Raw genomic sequence first — 19,662 nt, 5'->3', positions numbered from 1 at the left:
AATAAATTCACAACTTGAGTTCCCAAAGTTAATAAATCATTACATGAATCACATCCTTTCCCGCGGCTTCTTGTACTTTCTGTTGTGCGGTGCCACCGCAAGCTGCGCCGTAAAGAAACCCGCTGCCCCCAGCGTTGCCACAGAAGAGACTGTTTCTGCTCAGGATACCACCGCTACCGCTGTAGTTCCCCTCACCAGCAAGGGACCGTACCAACCAGCCGCTGAGCGCCTCGTGGATTTGGTGCACACCACCCTGAACGTGCGGTTTGACTGGACGAAGCAGCATCTTTTAGGGGAAGCCACCCTCACCTTAAAGCCTTACTTCTATCCGCAGAAACAGGTTGTCTTGGATGCCAAGGGATTTGATATCCACCAGGTGGCACTGCTCAAAGGAAAGCAGCAAGTGCCTCTGAAGTATTCCTACGATCAACAGCAACTGACCCTGCAACTGGATAAACCTTACACCAGAAAAGACACGCTGCAGCTCTTTATTTCCTATACGGCCAAACCCAACGACCTGAAAGCCAAAGGTAGCGAAGCCATCCAGTCAGACAAGGGCCTGTATTTCATCAATCCGCTGGGTGCTGAAGAGGGCGTGCCGCGCCAGATCTGGACCCAAGGGGAGACCGAGGCGAACTCGGCCTGGTTCCCCACCATTGACAAGCCCAATGAGCGCATGACCCAGGATATTTTCATTACCGTGGAAAATCGCTTCAAGACCTTGTCTAACGGAACGCTGGTTTCATCTAAGGATCTGAAAAATGGCCTCAAAACCGATCACTGGTGGATGGCCAAGCCGCACGCCCCGTACTTGGTGATGATGGCCATTGGGGAGTTCTCCGTGGTCAAAGACAAGTGGCGGAACAAGGAAGTGAGTTACTGGGTAGAGCCTGAGTACGCTTCTACCGCTAAAGCCACCTTCGGGCGTACCCCGGCCATGCTGGAGTTTTTCTCTCAAAAACTAGGCGTGGCTTTCCCCTGGGATAAATACGCGCAGGTAGTGGTCCGGAACTTCGTTTCGGGGGCGATGGAGAACACCACTGCCTCAACCTTCATGGAGTCTGTGCAACAGGATCGCCGCGAACTGCTGGACAAGAACTGGGACCACATCATCGCGCATGAACTCTTTCACCAGTGGTTCGGGGATTATGTAACTACCGAGTCTTGGGCCAACCTGCCTCTGAACGAATCCTTCGCTGATTACTCTGAATACCTGTGGGCCGAACACCAATACGGTCCTGATGAAGCCGCTCTAACGCATCAAACCGCCTTGTTGGAGTACCTGGGGGAGGCAAGAACCAAACAGGAGCCACTCATCCGGTTTCATTACACCGATAAAGAAGACATGTTTGATAGCCATTCCTACGCCAAGGGAGGACGGGTGCTGCACATGCTTCGGCAGGAAGTAGGGGATGAGGCTTTTTTCGCTTCCCTGAACCTGTACCTGTCGCAGAACAAATACACAGCCGTAGAAATTGACAAACTGCGGCTCGCTTTCGAGGAAATCACCGGGCGCGATTTACGGCAGTTTTTCCAACAATGGTTCCTAACCCCGGGCCACCCCGAACTTCAGGTAAAACATACGTACCAGAATGGTGCTTTGTCAGTGCAGGTTACCCAGACCCAAGACACCACCCGGACCTCGGTGTACAAAATGCCCCTCACCATCTCGATTCTGAATGACGGGAAATGGCAAGACGAACAAGTAGAGATGCTCAAGGCAGACCAGACCTTTACTTTTCCGGTGCAAAAAGCCCCGCAGACAGTAGTGCTGGATCCCAACCAGAAACTGCTCGCCAACATCCGGCATGAGAAATCCATTGAAGAGTGGGCAACCCAGTTCCAGTACAGTGCAGCCTTTGCCGCTAAGTCAAATGCTTTGGAGAACCTCCGGGACACTGCCCATGCTGCTATTACACCTGTGCTACTGAAAGCCATCAAGGATCCCTTCTGGAAAGTACGGGCAACAGGGCTGGAGATGTTGGTAATCACGGAAGCCATGCAGGACCCCAAAGTGCAGGAACAGATTCAGCAGTTAGCAGAGGCAGACAAGAACAGCGCGGTGCGGGCCACGGCCACTTATGTCTTAAGCACCTTAACCGGTTTGCCCCAGGATATCATTGAAAGCAGGCTGCAAGACAGTTCCTACCAGGTGGTGAGTGCCGCTATCTTTGCCTGGAGCAGGGGAGAGCATGACCTCAGCAGGCTAAAGCCTTTCTTAGCTTATAAGAACCCAGACGTTGTGAATGCCCTGGCCTCGGCTTTCACGGCCAGCGAGGAAGAGGAGCTTTATGACTGGTATCTGAAAAACAGCCAAAGACTGCGGGGAGGAGACCGGTTTTACTTTGTGCAGAGCTTCGGAGCCTTCCTGCTGAAAAAAAATATTGACAGCCAGGAGAGAGGGTGGCAGGCCTTGGTAAAGGTAGTAGAGCAGGAGACCCTGAAAGAGGCCAAACAAGCAGCCTTTCAAATGCTTACGATGATGGCTGAGACCGATGACCGGCGGGAAAAGCTGCAGGAACTGACCGTAAAAGACCCACAATTAGCCCTGGCGGAAAGCCTTCAAACCAAATGACAGAAAAAAATAATTGCAGAAATATTTGACATGGAAGAAAAAGCCACTAGTTTTGCAGCTCCTAAGAACGAAAACGGCAACGAAAAACGGTTTTAGGGTTCTTTGAAACAGTATTGGGGAGATTCCAGAGTGGCCAAATGGGACGGACTGTAACTCCGTTAGCGTAAGCTTTCGAAGGTTCGAATCCTTCTCTCCCCACACTTAATTCGGTCAGAAATTGAGACAAGGTTACAGGTTGTTTCGTGAAGATTTCTGATGTTACCAGTAACAAGCGGGAGTAGCTCAGCTGGTAGAGCGACAGCCTTCCAAGCTGTAGGTCGCGGGTTCGAACCTCGTCTCCCGCTCTTTTAAGAGAGCAATGCAGCGAAAGCTGCATTCTTTTATTTTGCCGACGTAGCTCAGGGGTAGAGTACTTCCTTGGTAAGGAAGGGGTCGTGGGTTCAATTCCCATCGTTGGCTCAAGCGGTATTTTTATTACAAACATTACACCGTTTCACCCAAGAACTAAATAACTTTCTAAAATGGCTAAAGAAACATTTGATCGTTCCAAACCGCACGTAAACATCGGTACTATTGGGCACGTTGACCACGGCAAAACAACCTTGACTGCTGCTATTACTCAGGTTTTAGCGAGCAAAGGTCTAGCCGCAAAGAGAGATTTCTCTTCAATTGACAACGCTCCTGAAGAAAAAGAGCGTGGTATCACTATTAATACGTCTCACGTTGAGTACGCTACTGAAAACCGTCACTACGCGCACGTTGACTGCCCAGGTCACGCTGACTACGTGAAGAACATGGTTACTGGTGCTGCTCAGATGGATGGTGCTATCCTGGTAGTTGCTGCTACAGATGGTCCAATGCCACAAACTCGTGAGCACATCCTTTTGGCTCGTCAGGTAGGTGTTCCTGCTCTTGTTGTGTTCATGAACAAAGTGGACATGGTAGACGATCCAGAATTATTAGAACTTGTTGAAATGGAAATCAGAGAGCTTCTTTCTTTCTACGATTTCGATGGCGACAATATCCCGGTTATCCAGGGTTCAGCTCTTGGTGGCTTGAACGGTGACGAGAAATGGGTGAAAACCATTGAAGAATTGATGGCAGCTGTTGATAGCTACATTCCAATTCCTGCTCGTTTAACTGACCTTCCATTCTTGATGCCAGTTGAGGACGTGTTCTCTATCACTGGTCGTGGTACAGTAGCTACTGGCCGTATTGAGCGTGGTATCATCAACTCTGGTGAGCAAGTGGATATCTTAGGTATGGGTGCTGAAGGCTTGAAGTCTACAGTAACTGGTGTTGAGATGTTCCGTAAGATCCTTGACAGAGGTGAAGCTGGTGACAACGTAGGTCTGTTGCTGCGTGGTATTGAGAAAACTGATATCCGTCGTGGTATGGTTATCTGTAAGCCAGGTTCAGTAACTCCTCACATGAAGTTCAAAGCTGAGGTTTACGTTCTTTCTAAAGAAGAAGGTGGACGTCACACTCCATTCTTCAACAACTACCGTCCACAGTTCTATTTGAGAACCACAGACGTTACTGGTATCATCACGTTGCCAGAAGGTGTTGAAATGGTTATGCCTGGTGATAACATCACTATCACTGTTGACTTGATCAACAAAGTAGCGATGGAAAAAGGTCTGCGTTTCGCTATCCGTGAAGGTGGTAGAACTGTAGGTGCCGGTCAGGTAACTGAAATCCTTGACTAATTAGTTGAAAATAATAAGTCCGCCTTGCTGAAAATGTAAGGCGGACTTGTTTTTTTAAGAAAAGAATAATACATTTGCACTCCATTTAGACGAATGGCGTGCATTTTTTTACGGGAGTAGCTCAATTGGTAGAGTAGTGGTCTCCAAAACCATTGGTTGTAGGTTCGAGTCCTACCTCCCGTGCAAATAGAGTTAATAGCACCAGAATGGCAAAGCTGACAAAATTTTTCAATGACGCTGTAGAGGAGATGCAGCACAAGGTTACCTGGCCAACCTACTCAGAGCTTCAGAAGAGTTCTATCTTAGTATTGGTAGGATCTGTTGTGTTTGCACTTGTAGTGGGTGCTATGGACTTTGTTTACGACTCCACCCTGGAATGGTTTTACAACCAGTTCTAATAAAAGCTGGAGAAAATGGCAGATTTAAAATGGTATGTAGTACGGGCGGTTTCAGGACAGGAGAAGAAAGCAAAATCTTATCTTGAGAATGAAGTAGCGCGTCATAATCTTACGGAGATGGTGCCTCAGGTGCTGATTCCGTCAGAGAAAGTATACGAAATGCGAAACGGGAAAAAACGCGTTAGAGAGCGCAGCTTTTTCCCCGGTTATGTATTGGTGTTTGCAGACATCTCCAACGGTGAGGTAGAGCACTTGATTACTAGTACACCAGGAGTCATTGGCTTTCTGGGAGCGGGTAACGGTAAAGCTGACGAGAAGCCAGTTCCATTGCGCATGTCAGAAGTAAACCGAATCTTAGGAAAGGTTGACGAAACAGATGAGCAAGTGGAAACTTTAGAGACTCCTTTTATTGTTGGCGAAACTGTGAAAGTAATGGACGGTCCATTCAACGGTTTTTCTGGTACAGTGGAAGAGGTGTTTGAAGAGCGTCGCAAGCTGAACGTAATGGTGAAAATCTTCGGGCGGAATACGCCAGTAGAGCTGAACTACATGCAGGTAGAAAAAGAACAGTAGTAATAAATAATAATGGCAAAAGAAATAAAAGGTTATCTGAAACTTCAGGTAAAGGGAGGCGCCGCGAATCCAGCACCGCCGATTGGACCTGCACTTGGATCTAAAGGTCTTAACATCATGGAGTTCTGCAAGCAATTCAACGCTAGAACCCAGGACAAGGCCGGCCAAGTATGCCCAGTTTTGATTACAATGTACACAGACAAGTCGTTTGACTTCGTAATTAAGACTCCTCCCGCTCCAGTATTGTTGATGGATGCTGCGAAAATCAAATCCGGATCTAAAGAGCCTAACCGTAACAAAGTAGGTTCTGTGACCTGGGATCAGATTCGCGAGATTGCTGAAATCAAAATGCCTGACCTGAATGCATTTAAAGTTGAGGCGGCAATGAAATTGGTAGCTGGTACCGCGCGTAGCATGGGTATCACGGTAAAAGGAACTGCTCCTTGGAGTGAGTAATTAAAAAGCAAATGGCTAGAATTTCTAAAAACAGAAAAGCAGTCTTAGCGAAGTACGACCCTAAAAAAGAGTACTCTCTGTTAGATGCAGCAGGCGTAGTAAAAGAAATTACTTTCACTAAGTTTGATGCCTCCGTTGACATTGATGTACGCTTAGGAGTTGACCCGCGTAAGGCTGATCAAATGGTGAGAGGCGTGGTAACGCTTCCTCATGGAACCGGTAAAGATGTACGTGTGTTGGTGCTTTGTACTCCAGATAAGGAGGAAGAAGCCAAAGCGGCAGGTGCAGATTTCGTAGGTTTGGATGAATACATCCAGAAAATTGAAAAAGGTTGGACAGACGTTGATGTAATCATCACTATGCCAGCCGTAATGGCAAAAGTAGGTAGATTAGGCCGTATTTTGGGACCTCGTAACCTGATGCCAAACCCTAAAGCTGGTACTGTAACCACAGACGTAGCCAAAGCGGTGAAAGAAGTGAAAGCTGGTAAAATTGACTTCAAAGTTGACAAAACCGGTATCATCCACACTAGCATTGGTAAAGTTTCTTTCGGTCCAGATCAAATTGCGGCAAACGCTTCTGAGGTAATCGCTACCTTGAACCGTCTAAAGCCTTCTTCTGCAAAAGGAACTTATATTAAGAGCATCACATTGTCAAGCACAATGAGTCCTGGTGTAGTAGTTGATAAAACCTCAATTTAACGAGAAGAGATGACACGGGAAGAAAAAGAAATCATTGTACGTGACCTGAGTGAGAAATTAGCTCAAAACTCCTTCGTTTACATCACAGACGCTTCAGAATTGACCGTTGCTACCATCAACAGATTCAGAAGACTTTGCTTTGATAGAGGCATTGAGTACAAAGTTTACAAAAACACTCTGATTCGTAAGGCGCTTGATACCTTAGATGTAGACACATCTTCTTTAGATGTAGCTTTGAAAGGTTCTTCTGGAATCATGTTTGAAGCCACTACAGGTAATGCACCTGCAAAATTATTACTTGATTTCCGCAAAACAGGCGCCAAAAAGCCAGTTTTAAAGGGAGCTTACATTGATGCAAGCATCTATCTGGGCGATGACCAGTTGGATACCCTGAGCAAAATCAAGTCTAAAGAAGAATTGGTTGGTGAAATCATCGGCTTACTTCAATCTCCTGCCAAAAACGTTATTTCTGCCCTTCAGAGCGGCGGCAATATCCTGGCTGGCTTGGTGAAAACATTATCAGAGAAAGAACAATAACATTTCAATTTTAAAACAACTTTTAATTACTAATAAAAATGGCAGATTTGAAAGCATTCGCTGAGCAGTTGGTTAACTTAACTGTAAAAGAAGTTAATGAACTTGCTACTATTCTTAAGGATGAGTACGGTATTGAGCCAGCAGCTGCTGCTCCTGTAATGGTAGCTGGTGCTACCGGTGGAGACGCTGGAGCCGCTGCTGAGGAGAAAACTTCTTTTGATGTAATCCTTAAGTCAGCAGGTGCCTCTAAACTAGCAGTTGTGAAGCTAGTGAAAGAACTTACCGGTCTTGGCTTGAAAGAAGCGAAAGAATTGGTTGATGGTGCTCCAAAACCATTGAAAGAAGGTGTTGCTAAAGATGAAGCAGATTCATTGAAAAAGCAATTGGAAGAAGCTGGTGCTGAAGTGGAGGTTAAGTAATCCCACACTACCTTCCATTACCACAAAGGGTTAGACCTGGCATTTTCGTCAGGTCTTTTCCTGTTTGTACCTAGAAATGATTTTCTAGAAATTTCTGCCGGAGTAACACCTGTTTTCTGGCACGACAAAGTTTAAACGTAAAATTCAGACAACTTTGGCTACAAATAAAAAGACAGAGCGGATCAATTTTGCGTCCATTAAGTCGGTCATAGATTACCCAGACTTTCTGGACGTACAGCTACAATCTTTTCAGGACTTTTTCCAGTTGGAAACCGCTGCCGAGAACCGCACGGAAGAAGGTCTCTTCAAAGTGTTTGCTGAAAACTTTCCGATCTCTGATTCAAGAGAGAATTTCGTTCTGGAATTCGTAGACTACCACGTAGACCCACCCAAGTATTCAGTTGATGAGTGCATTGACCGTGGGTTGACTTATTCAGTACCTTTAAAAGCAAAACTTCGCCTGATCTGTAATGATACGGATAACGAGGATTTTGAAACCATAGAACAGGAGGTTTTCTTAGGAAACATTCCTTACATGACAGAGAAAGGTTCATTTGTGATCAATGGCGCCGAGCGCGTAATTGTATCTCAGTTGCACCGGTCGCCGGGAGTGTTCTTTGCCCAAAGCAAGCACACTAACGGGACCAAACTTTATTCTGCCAGAATTATCCCTTTCAAAGGATCCTGGATAGAATTCGCGACAGACGTGAACAACGTGATGTACGCGTACATTGACCGTAAGAAGAAGTTCCCGGTTACAACGCTTTTGCGTGCCATTGGTTACGGAACCGACAAGGACATCCTGGATTTGTTCGGGTTGTCTGAGGAAGTGAAGGCCGATAAGAAAACGTTGAAAGACGTAGTAGGCCGTAAACTGGCGGCAAGGGTTCTGCGCACCTGGACAGAAGACTTCGTGGACGAGGATACCGGTGAAGTGGTATCTATTGACCGTAACGAGGTGCTGTTGGAGCGGGACTCTGAAGTAACCGAAGATGACTTAGACGTAATCATCGACTCAGGCGTGAAATCCATCATCCTGCACCGTGAGAACGTAAACATCGCCGATTACAACATCATCTACAATACCCTGCAGAAAGATAACTCTAACTCTGAGCAGGAAGCAGTAGAGCAAATCTACCGTCAGCTCCGGAACACCGAAGCACCAGACGTAGAGACAGCACGGGACATTATCCAGAAGTTGTTCTTCAGTGATAAGCGTTACGACCTAGGTGATGTAGGACGTTACAGAATTAACAAGAAACTAGGCCTAGACAAAAACTGGGATGCCAAAGTATTGACCAATGAGGACATCGTCCTGATTGTGAAATACCTGATTGGTCTCATCAACTCTAGAGCCGTAGTGGATGATATTGACCACTTGAGCAACCGCCGTGTAAGAACGGTAGGGGAGCAGTTGTACGCGCAATTTGGTGTAGGTCTTGCCCGTATGGCCAGAACCATCAAAGAGCGGATGAACGTGCGTGACAACGAAGAATTCAAACCAGTTGACTTGATCAACGCGCGTACGCTTTCTTCGGTGATCAACTCGTTCTTCGGAACGAACCAGTTGTCTCAGTTCATGGACCAGACCAACCCCCTGGCAGAAATCACGCACAAACGTCGTGTGTCTGCACTAGGGCCAGGAGGCCTTTCCCGTGAGCGCGCTGGTTTCGAGGTACGTGACGTTCACTACACTCACTATGGTCGTCTTTGTACCATTGAAACACCGGAAGGGCCAAACATCGGTCTGATCTCTTCACTTTGCGTGCACGCTCGCGTGAACAGCATGGGCTTTATTGAAACTCCTTACCGCAATGTAGTGGAAGGGAAAGTAGATATCGACCATGGGGTGAAATACCTCACCGCAGAGGAAGAAGACACCCACCACATCGCTCAGGCCAACGCCATCATTGATGAAAACGGAAACTTTGTCAATGACAAAGTAAAAGGCCGTTTTGAAGGGGACTTCCCGGTAGTAGAGCCAGAGCGCTATACCTACATGGACGTTGCCCCTAACCAGATTGTATCGGTAGCTGCTTCGTTGATTCCGTTCCTAGAACACGATGATGCGAACCGTGCCTTGATGGGATCTAACATGCAGCGCCAGGCTGTGCCATTAGTGAAGCCGCAGGCTCCTATTGTTGGTACCGGTTTGGAACTGAGGGCCGCTCTTGACTCAAGAGCATTGGTAAGAGCAGAGGGAGACGGGTACGTGCACTTTGTTGACGCTGACAAAATCATCATTCGGTATGACCTCACTGAGGAAGAGAAGATGGTGAGCTTTGACGCCGAGTTTGTGACCTACGACCTGATCAAATTCCGCCGTACCAACCAGGATACCTGTATCAACTTAACCCCATTGGTTAAGAAGAACGAGCGGGTAACCAAAGGTCAGGCACTATGCGAAGGATATGCCACTAACCAGGGAGAACTTGCCTTAGGTAGAAACCTACAGGTAGCTTTCATGCCTTGGCAAGGATATAACTTCGAGGATGCGATTGTTATCTCTGAGCGTGTAGTAAGAGATGACGTGTTCACCTCTATCCACATCGAAGAATTTGAACTGGAAGTTCGTGAAACGAAACGCGGTGAGGAGGAATTAACCTCTGAGATCCCGAACGTGAGCGAAGAAGCCGTTCGTAACCTGGATGAGAACGGTATCATCAGAATTGGTGCTGAAGTACGCGAAGGTGATATCCTTATTGGTAAGATCACTCCTAAAGGAGAGACTGACCCAACCCCAGAGGAGAAACTCTTGAGAGCCATCTTCGGGGACAAAGCCGGTGATGTGAAGGACGCCTCCTTGAAAGCGCCGCCATCCTTGAATGGTGTAGTAATAGAAACCAAGTTGTTCTCTCGTCCTAAGAAAGACAAAAACCTACGGGCCAAGTCTAAGAAAGAGGTGGAAGAACTGAAAGTGAAGTACAATAGTGAGCTCAAAGCCGTGAAGAACGTGATGATTGAGAAACTAGTGGCTTTGCTTGAAGGCAAGACAAGCCAAGGGGTACGTCACCGTTTCGGGGACGAAATCCTGACCAAAGGAGCCAAGTTTGGTAAAAAGAACATCTCTGAGGCACTTTTCCCTGACAAAAACCCTTACAAGGACGAAAGCAACTACGCTGTTCCGGAAGAGGTGAACATGTTCAAGGATTTGATCCTGGAAGGATGGACGGCAGACGAGCAGACAAACAAGATGTTGCTGGAGTTGGTGAAAAACTACACCAAGCGCCGCAACATGATCTCTGCCCGTTTCAAACGTGACCGCTTCACCTTGGAAGTAGGAGACGAGTTACCAGCCGGTATCGTGCAGTTGGCCAAAGTATACATCGCTAAGAAGCGTAAGCTGAAAGTGGGTGATAAGATGGCAGGACGTCACGGTAACAAGGGGGTAGTAGCCCGTATCGTGCGTGAGGAAGACATGCCGTTCCTGGAAGACGGAACACCAATGGATATCGTGTTGAACCCACTTGGGGTACCTTCAAGGATGAACATCGGTCAGATTTATGAGACCGTTCTAGGTTGGGCAGGTCTGAAGTTGGGACGCACCTATGCTACCCCAATCTTCGACGGTGCCACTGAAGAGCAGGTTTCTGCAGAATTGGCTGAAGCTGGTTTGCCTAAATTCGGACGTTCTTATCTGTACGATGGTTTGAGCGGTGACCGTTTTGACCAACCAATCACAGTAGGTGTTATCTACATGTTGAAACTGGGTCACTTGGTAGATGATAAAATGCATGCCCGTTCTATCGGACCATACTCGCTTATCACGCAGCAGCCATTGGGTGGTAAAGCCCAGTTTGGTGGTCAGCGTTTCGGTGAGATGGAGGTATGGGCGTTGGAGGCCTTCGGTGCCGCTAACGTGCTGCAAGAGATCTTGACTGTGAAGTCAGATGACGTGATCGGTCGTGCGAAAGCATACGAAGCCATCGTGAAAGGTGACGTGTTGCCGAAGCCAAATATCCCTGAGTCTTTCAACGTGTTAATTCACGAGCTCAGAGGCTTGGCCTTGGAGATTACGCTAGACTAATAAGCTGTTTTAGAGGAGATTTCAGGAAAAGAGGCCCAAAAGGTATCATACTGAAATCTCCCTTTTACGCGTTAGTTAAGCCATTTAGTAAAAAGGAAATTTACATATCTAGCAACACATAACATGGCGTTAGCAAGAAATAAAAAATTAATCCAAGACTTCTCTAAAGTGACCATTTCGTTGGCTTCTCCAGAATCAATCCTGGAAAGATCAAACGGAGAGGTAACTAAGCCTGAAACCATCAACTACAGAACCTACAAGCCAGAAATGGGCGGTTTGTTCTGCGAGCGGATCTTCGGGCCAGTGAAGGACTGGGAGTGCCACTGCGGTAAATACAAGAGAATCCGTTACAAAGGGATTATCTGTGACCGTTGCGGGGTTGAAGTAACTGAGAAAAAAGTGCGTCGTGAGCGCATGGGCCATATTGAATTGGTAGTACCGGTAGCACACATCTGGTACTTCAAGTCATTGCCAAACAAAATCGGGTATCTGTTAGGCTTGCCAACCAAGAAGCTTGACCAGATCATCTATTATGAGCGGTACGTAGTGATCCAACCGGGTATCTTAGGTGAAGACGGCGTGAACATGCTGGACTTCTTAACCGAAGATGAGTACCTAGACATGATTGACAAGCTGCCACGCGAGAACCAGATGTTGGACAACCATGATCCAAACAAGTTCATCGCGAAAATGGGAGCTGAAGCTCTTCAAATGTTATTGGAGCGCATCAACCTGGATGACCTTTCTTATGACCTGCGTTACTCTGCTGCCCATGAGACTTCTCAGCAGCGGAAAGCGGAAGCGTTGAAGCGTCTACGTGTAGTAGAGGCTTTCCGTGATGCCGCCACCAGAATTGAGAACAAGCCTGAGTGGATGGTGATCCGTATGGTGCCTGTGATTCCACCAGAATTGCGTCCGTTGGTTCCGTTGGATGGTGGCCGTTTCGCTACGTCTGACTTGAACGATTTATACCGTCGCGTTATCATCCGTAACAACCGTCTGAAGCGTCTGATCGAGATCAAAGCGCCAGAGGTAATCTTGCGGAATGAGAAGCGTATGCTTCAGGAAGCCGTTGACTCCCTGTTCGACAACTCACGTAAAGTGAACGCTGTTCGGGCAGAAGGTAACCGTGCTCTGAAATCACTTTCTGACATGCTGAAAGGTAAGCAAGGACGTTTCCGTCAGAACTTGCTTGGTAAGCGTGTGGATTATTCAGGTCGTTCCGTAATTGTGGTAGGTCCAGAATTGAAACTACACGAGTGCGGTCTGCCTAAGAACATGGCAGCTGAGCTTTTCAAACCGTTCATCATCCGTAAGCTTATTGAGCGCGGTATCGTGAAAACGGTAAAATCTGCGAAGAAAATCGTAGACAGAAAAGACCCGGTTGTATGGGATATTTTGGAAAACGTGCTGAAAGGACACCCGGTACTGTTGAACCGTGCTCCTACGCTCCACAGATTAGGTATTCAGGCGTTCCAGCCGAAACTGATTGAAGGGAAAGCGATTCAGCTACACCCATTAGTAACCACAGCATTCAACGCCGACTTTGACGGTGACCAGATGGCGGTGCACGTTCCACTAGGACCGGCAGCCATCCTGGAAGCCTCAATGTTGATGTTGGCTTCGCACAACATCCTGAACCCTGCCAACGGTGCGCCAATTGCGGTACCTTCTCAGGACATGGTGTTGGGCTTATACTATGTAACCAAAGGCAAGCGTACCACCGAGAATGAAGTTATTCAAGGGGAAGGCATGTCTTTCTACTCTGCCGAAGAAGTAATCATCGCCATCAATGAAGGCCGCTTGTCTAAGCACGCCTTTATCAAGGTGCGGGTGAAAGTATTGGATGAGAACAACCAATTAGTAACCAAGCTCATTGAGACTGTTGCTGGTAGAGTTCTTTTCAACCAGTTCGTGCCAGAGGAAGTGGGTTACGTAGACGAACTTCTTTCTAAGAAAAAATTGCAGCAGATCATCTCCCGCGTGTTCAAAGTAACCGGTATGGCGAGAACTGCTCAGTTCCTGGATGATATCAAAACCCTAGGATTCCAGTCGGCTTACAAAGGCGGTCTGTCCATGGGCTTGGGTGACATCGTAATCCCGAAAGAGAAAGATATCTTAGTGGAAGAGGCCAAGAAAGATGTAGATGCCGTTTGGGCAAACTACTCTATGGGTCTTATCACAGATAACGAACGTTACAACCAGGTAATTGATATCTGGACGCGTATCAACAACCAGATCACCGAGACTTTGATGAGCCGTCTTGAAAAAGATGACCAAGGTTTCAACTCCATCTTCATGATGATGCACTCCGGAGCCCGTGGTTCAAGAGAGCAGATCCGTCAGTTAGGTGGTATGAGAGGTCTGATGGCGAAACCACAGAAGTCCTTGCAAGGATCAGTAGGGGAGATCATTGAAAACCCAATTCTATCTAACTTCAAAGAAGGCTTGGATGTAATTGAGTACTTCATCTCTACGCACGGTGCCCGTAAAGGTCTTGCGGATACAGCCTTGAAAACAGCGGATGCGGGTTACCTAACCCGTCGTTTAGTGGACGTTTCCCAAGATGTGATCGTAAACGAGTCTGACTGTGGTACACTGCGTGGTCTGGAAGTAAGCGCGCTGAAAGACAACGAGGATATTGTGGAATCTTTGTCTGAGCGTATCCTAGGTCGTGTGAACGTACATGACATCATCGATCCAATCACCGGAGAACTGATCCATGAGTCAGGAAACGAGATCACCGAAGAAGTAGCCCGTGCCATTGAGCAAACCGCTATAGAAAGCGTGGAGATCCGTTCGGTGTTGACATGTGAGACCAAGCGCGGTATTTGTGCGAAATGCTACGGACGTAACCTTTCAACTGGCCGTATGGTGCAGAAAGGGGAGGCTGTTGGGGTTATCGCAGCCCAGTCTATTGGTGAGCCAGGTACGCAGTTGACACTCCGTACTTTCCACGTGGGTGGTACAGCATCTAACATTGCGGTTGATGCAGCTATCCGTGCCAAATTTGCCGGTGCCATTGAGTTCGAAGATGTTCGGACCATTGAGACCATGAATGCTGAAGGCGAGCCGGTGAAAGTAGTAATGGGTCGTTCAGGTGAGGTGAAGGTAGTTGAGCCAACTACGGGCAAACTGCTGATCAGTAACCACGTGCCTTACGGTTCATTCCTGTTAGTAAACGAAGGCCAGACCGTAGCTAAAGGCGACGAACTGTGTAACTGGGATCCATACAATGCGGTAATCCTTTCTGAGTTTGACGGTACAATTGCTTACGAATCTATTGTGGAGGGTATCACCTTCCGTGAGGAGTCTGATGAGCAGACCGGACACCGTGAGAAAGTAATCATCGAGACAAAAGATAAGACGAAGAACCCAGCTATTGTCATCATCCCTGCCAATGGTGAGCCTAAGACCTACAACATTCCAGTAGGTGCTCACTTAGCCGTAGAAGATGGACAAGTAATCAAAGCAGGTCAGATTATCTCTAAAATCCCTCGTGCCATTGGTAAGACCCGTGACATCACGGGTGGTCTGCCACGCGTTACTGAGCTATTTGAAGCCCGTAACCCGTCTAACCCAGCGGTAGTGAGTGAGATTGACGGTGTGGTAACCTACGGTGGCGTGAAACGCGGTAACCGTGAAATCTACATTGAGTCTAAAGACGGTGTGAAGAAGAAGTACATGGTACCTCTTTCCAAGCACATCCTGGTGCAGGACAATGACTTTGTGCGAGCTGGTGTTCCGTTGTCAGACGGTGCCATTACGCCAAACGATATCCTGAATATCCAGGGACCTGGTGCCGTGCAGGAATACTTAGTGAACGAGATTCAGGAAGTATACCGTCTGCAGGGTGTGAAGATCAATGACAAGCACATTGAAGTAGTGGTTCGTCAGATGATGCAGAAAGTGAACGTGATTGACCCAGGTGATACAAGCTTCCTGGAGAACCAGACGGTTGACAAAGTGACGTTCATGGAAGAGAACGACATGATCATTGACATGAAAGTAGTGGAGGATGCAGGTGACTCAACCGCCATGAAGCCAGGTATGATTGTGACGGCGCGTCGTCTACGCGATGAGAACTCCAGCTTGAAGCGTCGTGACTTACGGATCGTAACCGTGCGTGATGCACAGCCGGCCGTGTCAAGACCAACCTTGCAGGGTATCACCCAGGCTTCTTTGGGTACGCAAAGCTTTATCTCCGCGGCTTCCTTCCAGGAAACGACCAAGGTGTTGAGCGAGGCAGCCATCAAAGGAAAAGCGGACGAATTACTGGGCTTGAAAGAGAACGTAATCGTAGGTCACTTGATCCCGGCAGGTACCGGTTTGCGCGAGTACTCTAAAATCATTGTAGGCTCTAAGGATGAGTATGAAGCTCTGACTTCCAGCAGACAATCAGGAGTGAAAGCAGCTAAACAAGGCGAACTGCAAGAGAAATAAGATGGCCGCCGCAGAACAACAAGGACAGATCAACATTGAGTTGACAGAGGAAATTGCCGAGGGTGAGTATGCAAATCTTGCCATGATCGCACATTCCCACAGTGAATTCGTGATTGATTTTATCCGCCTGATGCCCGGGATCCCGAAGGCAAAAGTAAAGTCAAGAGTGGTGATTACTCCAGAGCATGCCAAGCGTTTCTTGGCTGCTTTGGAGGAAAACATCCTAAAATATGAGCAAAGCTTCGGGGTGATAAAGCAGACGCCGGAAACCCCAAGCTTTCCGCTCAATTTTGGGGGAACTATTGGCGAAGCCTAAGCCATTAATAATTAATGAATTAAAACTTTGAATTTGCAAAGTGAATTTTATACCTTTGCAAACCATTTTTTGAAGAGAGAAATCAGTTTAAAAAGTTAGTAAATGCCTACTATACAACAATTAGTAAGAAAGGGAAGAGAAGCGCTAACATCAAAGTCTAAGTCTCCAGCTCTTGACTCATGCCCACAAAGACGTGGCGTGTGCACACGCGTTTACACAACCACACCTAAGAAGCCAAACTCAGCGATGAGAAAAGTGGCCCGTGTGCGTTTGACAAACGGTAAAGAAGTCAATGCCTACATCCCAGGTGAAGGACACAACCTGCAAGAGCACTCCATTGTGCTTATCAGAGGTGGTCGTGTGAAAGACTTACCAGGTGTAAGATACCACATCATCCGTGGTGCGTTGGACACTGCTGGTGTAAACGGTCGTCTACAGTCCCGTTCTAAATACGGAGCAAAACGTCCTAAACCAGGTCAGCCAGCAGCTGCTGCAGGAAAAGGCGGTAAGAAAAAATAATTGAGTTAAGACAATGAGAAAAGCGAAACCAAAGAAGAGAATTCTTCTTCCTGATCCAAAATACAAAGAGACTCTGGTTACCCGTTTTGTGAACTACCTGATGGTAGACGGTAAAAAGAGTGTGGCATACAGAATATTTTACGATGCTTGCGATTTAGTTGAGAAAAGAACTAAAGAGAACGGGTTAGATACCTGGAAAAAAGCATTGAACAATATCATGCCAGGTGTAGAGGTAAAATCCCGCCGTGTAGGTGGTGCTACTTTCCAGGTACCAACTGAGGTACGTCCGGATAGAAAGATTTCTCTTGGTATCAAATGGATGATCTCTTACGCTCGCAAGAGAGGTGAGAAGACCATGATGGATAAATTAGCTGGTGAGATCATCGCCGCTGCCAAAGGAGAAGGTGCTGCTGTGAAAAAGAAAGATGATACTCACAGAATGGCAGAAGCCAACAAGGCATTCTCGCATTTCAGATTCTAAGAATGGCTAGAGACTTAAAATTTACCAGAAACATAGGTATTGCCGCGCACATTGATGCCGGTAAGACCACAACTACAGAGCGTATCCTTTACTATGCTGGTGTAAGCCACAAAATAGGAGAGGTACACGATGGAGCTGCCACCATGGACTGGATGGAGCAGGAGCAAGAAAGAGGTATTACCATTACTTCTGCAGCTACTACTGTAAACTGGGACTACAGAGGTGACAAATACCACATCAACATCATTGATACGCCAGGCCACGTTGACTTTACCGTAGAGGTAAACCGTTCCCTGCGTGTATTGGATGGTTTGGTTTTCTTGTTTAGCGCAGTAGACGGTGTTGAGCCACAGTCTGAGACTAACTGGAGACTTGCCGATAACTACAAAGTAGCCCGTATTGGTTTCGTTAACAAAATGGACCGTTCAGGAGCTGACTTCCTTGCTGTTTGTAAGCAAGTAAAAGAAATGCTGGGCAGCAACGCCGTAGCGCTTCAGTTGCCAATTGGTGCTGAGGATGACTTCAAAGGTGTAGTTGACTTGGTAAACTTCAGAGGTATTGAGTGGAATGAGCACGACAAAGGGATGACCTTTAGAGAAGTTCCAATTCCAGACGATATGCTGGAGGAGGCTACTGAGTACCGTGAGAAGTTACTGGAAGCAGTAGCAGATTACGATGAGTCTTTGATGGAGAAATACTTTGATGATCCAGAAACGATCACTGAAGCTGAAATCATGAACGCTCTTCGTAAAGCAACCATTGACATGGCAATCGTGCCAATGCTTTGCGGTTCTTCTTTCAAAAACAAAGGGGTACAAACCATGTTGGACTATGTGATGGCTTTGATTCCATCACCTTTAGACAAGGACAACATTGTTGGTACAAACCCAGACACTGGCGAAGAAGTAGTGCGTAAGCCAAGCGAAAGCGATCCTTTTGCAGGTCTTGCTTTCAAAATCGCTACTGACCCTTACGTAGGCCGCCTTTGCTTCGTACGTGCCTATTCAGGCGTACTGGAGTCAGGTTCTTACGTGTACAATACCCGTTCCAACAACAAAGAGCGTATTTCCCGTATCTTCCAGATGCACGCTAACAAGCAGAACCAGATCGAGAGATTGGCTGCCGGTGACATCGGAGCGGTAGTAGGCTTTAAGGATATCAAAACTGGAGATACCCTTTGCGACCAGAATGCGAAAATCGTGCTGGAATCAATGGACTTCCCAGAGCCAGTTATCGGATACGCTATTGAGCCTAAAACTCAGGCTGACTCTGATAAAATGGGTATGGCCATTGCCAAGTTGATCGAAGAAGATCCAACTCTACAGGTAAACACTGACGAGGAAACTGGTCAGACCATCTTGAGAGGTATGGGTGAGCTTCACTTGGAGATCATCATCGACCGTATGAAGCGTGAGTTCAAGGTTGAATTGAACCAAGGTGCTCCTCAAGTAGCTTACAAAGAAACCATCACGAAGTCTTTCGAACACCGTGAGGTTTACAAGAAGCAGTCAGGTGGACGTGGTAAATTCGCGGACATCGTGTTCACCATGGGTCCACGTGAGGACGGGAAAACAGGTCTAGAGTTTGAAAACGCCATTGTAGGTGGTGTGATCCCAAGAGAATTCATTCCTCCGGTGCAGAAAGGTTTCGAAGAAGCAATGAAGAATGGTATCCTTGCCGGCTTCCCGGTAGATTCCATGAAAGTTCGTTTATTCCACGGTTCCTTCCACGACGTTGACTCTGATGCCTTGTCATTTGAATTAGCTGCCCGGGCAGGTTTCAAAGAAGCTGGTAAGCAATGTGCCCCTAAACTTCTTGAGCCAATTATGGCAGTAGACGTGGTAACTCCAGATGAATACACTGGTCCAGTTACAGGTGACTTGAACAGAAGAAGAGGTATCATGAAAGGTATGGATACCAAAGGTACTTCTACGGTAGTGAAAGCCGATGTTCCTTTATCAGAACTGTTTGGTTACGTGACTGATTTACGTACCATTACTTCAGGAAGAGCAACTGCTTCACTTACTTTCTCACACTACGAGCAAGTACCGCAGAACCTGGCAGATGGGATCATCGCAAAAATTAAAGGGACTTCGAAATAGTTGAAATAGAATGAATCAAAAGATCAGAATCAAACTGAAATCTTACGATCACAATCTGGTTGATAAATCATCAGAGAAAATCGTGAAAGCGGTAAAAGCAACTGGTGCGATCGTAAGTGGTCCTATTCCTTTGCCTACCGAAAAAGATATCTTCACTGTTTTACGTTCACCTCACGTGAACAAAAAAGCAAGAGAGCAATTCCAACTTTGCACCTATAAGAGATTGGTAGATATCTATTCTACTTCTTCTAAAACGGTAGATGCGTTGATGAAGCTTGAATTACCAAGCGGAGTTGATGTTGAAATCAAAGTTTGATAAAAGAGTTTAAGTAAAAAAGGGAGAGGGTGACCTCTCCCTTTTTTTATGGGTATAGGTGAATCTTTGTTTTAAGTCTGTTTTCGGAAA

General features: G+C 46.9%; 15 protein-coding genes and 4 tRNA genes. All 19 read left to right on the top strand.

Translation table 11 applies throughout. The features are described 5' to 3' along the window. Positions 1-43: 43 nt before the first annotated feature. Entirely contained in the window at positions 44-2,575 is a 2,532-nt protein-coding gene (locus EFB08_RS15000; protein ID WP_165864914.1) for a M1 family aminopeptidase, read from the top strand. 115 nt (positions 2,576-2,690) lie between these two features. Next, a tRNA-Tyr gene (locus EFB08_RS14995) sits at positions 2,691-2,773 on the top strand. Between the two features lie 73 nt (positions 2,774-2,846). Then, positions 2,847-2,919 (top strand) — tRNA-Gly (locus EFB08_RS14990). 43 nt (positions 2,920-2,962) lie between these two features. Beyond that, positions 2,963-3,034: transfer RNA gene (locus tag EFB08_RS14985), tRNA-Thr, on the top strand. 62 nt (positions 3,035-3,096) lie between these two features. Continuing rightward, entirely contained in the window at positions 3,097-4,284 is a 1,188-nt protein-coding gene (tuf, locus tag EFB08_RS14980; RefSeq protein ID WP_123127741.1) for an elongation factor Tu, read from the top strand. A 110-nt stretch (positions 4,285-4,394) separates the two neighbouring features. Continuing rightward, positions 4,395-4,467 (top strand) — tRNA-Trp (locus tag EFB08_RS14975). A gap of 23 nt (positions 4,468-4,490) precedes the next feature. Then, positions 4,491-4,682 (top strand): preprotein translocase subunit SecE, encoded by a 192-nt coding sequence (gene secE, locus EFB08_RS14970; RefSeq protein WP_123127740.1) that lies wholly within the window; start codon positions 4,491-4,493, stop codon positions 4,680-4,682. A 15-nt stretch (positions 4,683-4,697) separates the two neighbouring features. Continuing rightward, positions 4,698-5,255, top strand: coding sequence for a transcription termination/antitermination protein NusG (nusG, locus tag EFB08_RS14965; RefSeq protein ID WP_123127739.1), 558 nt, complete (start codon positions 4,698-4,700; stop codon positions 5,253-5,255). A 12-nt stretch (positions 5,256-5,267) separates the two neighbouring features. After that, a complete protein-coding gene (rplK, locus tag EFB08_RS14960) occupies positions 5,268-5,711 on the top strand; it encodes a 50S ribosomal protein L11 (RefSeq protein WP_062543970.1) in 444 nt (147 codons plus the stop codon). A gap of 11 nt (positions 5,712-5,722) precedes the next feature. Then, complete coding sequence (rplA, locus tag EFB08_RS14955; RefSeq protein ID WP_123127738.1) at positions 5,723-6,412, top strand: 50S ribosomal protein L1; 690 nt, start codon at positions 5,723-5,725, stop codon at positions 6,410-6,412. 9 nt (positions 6,413-6,421) lie between these two features. Beyond that, positions 6,422-6,949: a 50S ribosomal protein L10 gene (gene rplJ / locus EFB08_RS14950; RefSeq protein ID WP_123127737.1), complete on the top strand. Its 528-nt coding sequence runs from the start codon at positions 6,422-6,424 to the stop codon at positions 6,947-6,949. 38 nt (positions 6,950-6,987) lie between these two features. Further along, the gene (rplL, locus tag EFB08_RS14945) at positions 6,988-7,368 is read left to right on the top strand and encodes a 50S ribosomal protein L7/L12 (protein ID WP_123127736.1); all 381 of its coding nucleotides are present in this window, start codon (positions 6,988-6,990) and stop codon (positions 7,366-7,368) included. A gap of 154 nt (positions 7,369-7,522) precedes the next feature. Continuing rightward, positions 7,523-11,395, top strand: coding sequence for a DNA-directed RNA polymerase subunit beta (gene rpoB / locus EFB08_RS14940; RefSeq protein WP_123127735.1), 3,873 nt, complete (start codon positions 7,523-7,525; stop codon positions 11,393-11,395). A 123-nt stretch (positions 11,396-11,518) separates the two neighbouring features. Further along, positions 11,519-15,838, top strand: a complete 4,320-nt coding sequence (rpoC, locus tag EFB08_RS14935) for a DNA-directed RNA polymerase subunit beta' (protein ID WP_123127734.1) — start codon at positions 11,519-11,521, stop codon at positions 15,836-15,838. A 1-nt stretch (position 15,839) separates the two neighbouring features. Next, positions 15,840-16,154, top strand: coding sequence for a DUF3467 domain-containing protein (locus EFB08_RS14930; RefSeq protein WP_123127733.1), 315 nt, complete (start codon positions 15,840-15,842; stop codon positions 16,152-16,154). A 102-nt stretch (positions 16,155-16,256) separates the two neighbouring features. Continuing rightward, on the top strand, positions 16,257-16,673 hold the full coding sequence (rpsL, locus tag EFB08_RS14925) for a 30S ribosomal protein S12 (RefSeq protein ID WP_048919295.1): 417 nt from the start codon (positions 16,257-16,259) through the stop codon (positions 16,671-16,673). A 13-nt stretch (positions 16,674-16,686) separates the two neighbouring features. Continuing rightward, a complete protein-coding gene (gene rpsG, locus EFB08_RS14920) occupies positions 16,687-17,154 on the top strand; it encodes a 30S ribosomal protein S7 (RefSeq protein WP_123127732.1) in 468 nt (155 codons plus the stop codon). Positions 17,155-17,156: 2 nt separating this feature from the next. Further along, positions 17,157-19,256: an elongation factor G gene (gene fusA / locus EFB08_RS14915; RefSeq protein ID WP_123127731.1), complete on the top strand. Its 2,100-nt coding sequence runs from the start codon at positions 17,157-17,159 to the stop codon at positions 19,254-19,256. 10 nt (positions 19,257-19,266) lie between these two features. After that, positions 19,267-19,572 (top strand): 30S ribosomal protein S10, encoded by a 306-nt coding sequence (gene rpsJ, locus EFB08_RS14910; protein ID WP_048919298.1) that lies wholly within the window; start codon positions 19,267-19,269, stop codon positions 19,570-19,572. The last annotated feature ends 90 nt before the right edge of the window (positions 19,573-19,662 follow it).

The organism is Rufibacter latericius (assembly GCF_003721515.1).
GTDB classification, from domain to species: Bacteria; Bacteroidota; Bacteroidia; order Cytophagales; family Hymenobacteraceae; genus Nibribacter; species Nibribacter latericius.
Note: the sequence above shows the minus strand (reverse complement) of the source record. Positions and strands in the feature narration are given on the sequence as shown.

Excerpts from the sequence above, each read along its gene's own strand:
- EFB08_RS15000 (WP_165864914.1), top strand. The coding sequence starts at position 44 with ATGAATCACATCCTTTCCCGCGGCTTCTTGTACTTTCTGTTGTGCGGT.
- tuf (WP_123127741.1), top strand. The coding sequence starts at position 3,097 with ATGGCTAAAGAAACATTTGATCGTTCCAAACCGCACGTAAACATCGGT.
- secE (WP_123127740.1), top strand. The coding sequence starts at position 4,491 with ATGGCAAAGCTGACAAAATTTTTCAATGACGCTGTAGAGGAGATGCAG.
- nusG (WP_123127739.1), top strand. The coding sequence starts at position 4,698 with ATGGCAGATTTAAAATGGTATGTAGTACGGGCGGTTTCAGGACAGGAG.
- rplK (WP_062543970.1), top strand. The coding sequence starts at position 5,268 with ATGGCAAAAGAAATAAAAGGTTATCTGAAACTTCAGGTAAAGGGAGGC.
- rplA (WP_123127738.1), top strand. The coding sequence starts at position 5,723 with ATGGCTAGAATTTCTAAAAACAGAAAAGCAGTCTTAGCGAAGTACGAC.
- rplJ (WP_123127737.1), top strand. The coding sequence starts at position 6,422 with ATGACACGGGAAGAAAAAGAAATCATTGTACGTGACCTGAGTGAGAAA.
- rplL (WP_123127736.1), top strand. The coding sequence starts at position 6,988 with ATGGCAGATTTGAAAGCATTCGCTGAGCAGTTGGTTAACTTAACTGTA.
- rpoC (WP_123127734.1), top strand. The coding sequence starts at position 11,519 with ATGGCGTTAGCAAGAAATAAAAAATTAATCCAAGACTTCTCTAAAGTG.
- EFB08_RS14930 (WP_123127733.1), top strand. The coding sequence starts at position 15,840 with ATGGCCGCCGCAGAACAACAAGGACAGATCAACATTGAGTTGACAGAG.
- rpsL (WP_048919295.1), top strand. The coding sequence starts at position 16,257 with ATGCCTACTATACAACAATTAGTAAGAAAGGGAAGAGAAGCGCTAACA.
- rpsG (WP_123127732.1), top strand. The coding sequence starts at position 16,687 with ATGAGAAAAGCGAAACCAAAGAAGAGAATTCTTCTTCCTGATCCAAAA.
- fusA (WP_123127731.1), top strand. The coding sequence starts at position 17,157 with ATGGCTAGAGACTTAAAATTTACCAGAAACATAGGTATTGCCGCGCAC.
- rpsJ (WP_048919298.1), top strand. The coding sequence starts at position 19,267 with ATGAATCAAAAGATCAGAATCAAACTGAAATCTTACGATCACAATCTG.